We start from the raw sequence: 1,096 nt of genomic DNA, 5'->3' as shown, positions 1-1,096 counted from the left end.
CTTCGACAGCGAGGTGATGCCGGTGTTGGCGGCCTGCAGGACCTGCACGCCGTTGCCGATGCTGTCGAGCAAATTGCTGATGTCGCTGGCGCGGGCGTCGAGACCGGCGGCGGTGAAGAAGTTGGTCGGATTGTCGAGCGCGCTGTTGACCTTCTTGCCGGTGGCGAGACGGCCCTGCGTGGTCGCGAGCAGGTCAGCGGTGCCCTGCAGCGAGAGCAGGTTCTGGCGGACTGCCGCGGAGAGCGTGATGTTGGACAGAGACATGCGAAACGACCTTTCTGGTGTAACTCAGCGGGCCTTCCTTGGCCGCGCATCGGGGAACCCTAGGGACGCTATGGTCAACAAAGGATAAAGCAGACCGGTCTTGGTTAACGGCCGAGGCGCTTTCGAAGAATTATGGTTAACAAACGGTCAAGACCGGTCGATCGGTTAAGCAGCCTCCGCGGCGCCGGGCCTCGATCGATTCCGGAAAACACAAACTGCAGCGCACAAGAAAAAAACGGCGGGGCCGAGGCCCCGCCGCTCTTCCAGATCGAGAATTGCGCCGGGCTCAGCGCAGCAGTTGCAGAACGCTCTGCTGCGACTGGTTGGCCAGCGACAGCGCGGACGTCGCAATCGACTGGCGGGTCGACAGCGCCTGGCTGTTGGCCGCTTCCTCGTTGGAGTCGGCCAGCGTCAGGGCGGACGAACCGGTCTGAAGCACGTTGATCAGGCTCTTGTTGAAGTCCTGGCGGATCTGCACGATCGACAGGTTGGCACCGAAGGCCGACGCCTGCGACCGCAGGGTGACGCTGGCGGTGTTGAGCGCCGTCAGAACGGTGTTGGTTGCAGTGTTGTCGATGAAGTCGCTGCCCGCGGTGAGCGACTTCAGGCCGAGACCAGTCGGGTTGAAGGTCACGCCGGTAATCGTCGTCGCCGATTTTCCGGTTTCGTCGAACACCAGCTTCAGCGAGTCGCCATTCAGCAGGTTGATGCCGTTGAACGAAGCGTCCTGCGCCGTAGTGGTGATCTGCGTGATGATCTGGTTGTACTGGGTGACCAGCGACGAGCGCGTGGCCTGCGACACCGGGTCGGCAACCGCGGCGACAATCGTTCC

At 62.5% G+C, this 1,096-nt stretch carries 2 protein-coding genes; both read right to left on the bottom strand.

Annotated features, from left to right (window positions below; all coding sequences use genetic code 11):
• Positions 1 to 258 (bottom strand): flagellin N-terminal helical domain-containing protein (locus ABID58_RS37340; protein ID WP_502916471.1); only part of this gene is annotated, 258 nt, incomplete at its 3' end.
• A gap of 292 nt (positions 259 to 550) precedes the next feature.
• Positions 551 to 1,096: flagellin (locus tag ABID58_RS37335; protein ID WP_354037808.1), on the bottom strand; the 546-nt coding region annotated here is incomplete at its 5' end.

The organism is Bradyrhizobium sp. S3.2.6 (genome assembly GCF_040546885.1).
GTDB classification, from domain to species: Bacteria; Pseudomonadota; Alphaproteobacteria; order Rhizobiales; family Xanthobacteraceae; genus Bradyrhizobium; species Bradyrhizobium cytisi.
The sequence above is the reverse complement of the archived record's forward strand: the minus strand, read 5'-3'. Positions and strand labels throughout refer to the sequence as shown.